The organism is Bacillus sp. AP50 (assembly GCF_040492675.1).
Lineage (GTDB): Bacteria > Bacillota > Bacilli > Bacillales > Bacillaceae_G > Bacillus_A > Bacillus_A cereus.
Genome location: NZ_JBEUTW010000683.1, coordinates 1 through 1,473, shown reverse-complemented (window position 1 = coordinate 1,473; position 1,473 = coordinate 1). Strand labels below are relative to the sequence as shown.

Genomic DNA, 1,473 nt, shown 5'->3' with positions numbered 1-1,473 from the left:
GGTTTTAAAGGTTCTTGGTTATCCCTATGGTTGAATGAATTAGGTGCTGCTGTAATCGGATATTCATTAGATCCTAAAAATAAAAATGATAACTTTAACATTACTAACCTTCAAAATAATATAATTGATATTCGTGGAGACATTAGAGATTTTAATAAATTAAATAAGGTTTTTACAGATTATAAACCTGAAATTGTATTCCATTTAGCTGCCCAACCTCTAGTTAAGTATTCATATGAATATCCTAGAGAAACATACGAGGTAAACGTTGTAGGAACTATGAATGTACTAGAGGCAATTCGATTACATGAATCAGCTAAAATAGGAATTATGGTGACAAGTGACAAGTGCTATGAAAATAAAGAATGGCCTTGGGGTTATCGTGAAATTGACCCTATGGGCGGCCATGACATATATAGCTCAAGCAAAGGATGCTGCGAACTTTTAATTTCTTCCTATCGTAATTCTTACTTTTCAGAAGAAAAATTTTCTCAACACAAGAAAATAATTGCAAGTGTTCGAGCTGGTAATGTAATTGGTGGTGGTGATTGGTCAATAGATAGAATTATTCCCGATTGTATACGAGCATTAGAATCAAACAAAAAGATTATTATTAGAAATCCTACTGCTATTAGACCCTGGCAACATGTACTAGAACCTTTAAGCGGGTATTTACTCCTTACAGAAAAAATTATAAATAATGGTATCCTTTTTTCAGGAGCATGGAACTTCGGGCCATCCCTAAGCAATATTGTTTCAGTAGAAAAATTAGTGACCAGTTTACTAGATATTTGGGGCTGCGGGGATTGGACAGCAGAAAATATAGGTCCAATAAATTTTCATGAAGCAAATTTACTAAACCTTGACATTAGCAAAGCAAAATTCAATCTTAATTGGCAGCCAAAATGGTCCCTACAACAGACTTTAGAAAATACAATAGAATGGTATAAACATTATAATTCTTACACCAGTTCTGAGATGAGAAATCTATGTATTAGCCAAATCAAACAATATTGCATGCTTTGAACTACTCCCACTTACCCATACTTGCTGTGAGTTCCTTATGGAGGGAGTCTTCTTGGTTAAAATAATAAAAGATACATTAATTTTTATAGTCTAAATTATAAACCTACTATACCTAAAATTATGTGATTGTCCATTAACAAAAATTTTATTTCTTCGGTTATTTCAAATCAACTATTGACATTATATTGAAGAATAAAGGAATCACGTATTTTTCTAGTGATTCCCTTGTTCTGAGAAAATAATGTCTTGCTTTAACGACAATACAGTATATGTGATTATTAATTTATTTGTTCTAGTTATGAAAAAATCTATTCCTGTCAAAAGAGCTTTCTTCAAAGAAAAACTTCCTTTTTTCTACTTATCCTACTCGAAAAGTAGATAATGTTATTTTTCAGATAATTACATCTACTATTTATAGAATTACACTGAGCTTTAACAAGTTTATGC

1 protein-coding gene is annotated in these 1,473 nt (G+C 31.4%); it reads left to right on the top strand.

Annotated features, from left to right (window positions below):
- The coding region (gene rfbG / locus ABWK52_RS28365; RefSeq protein WP_353772326.1) for a CDP-glucose 4,6-dehydratase at positions 1–1,026 on the top strand (1,026 nt) is incomplete at its 5' end.
- Positions 1,027–1,473 lie beyond the last annotated feature (447 nt).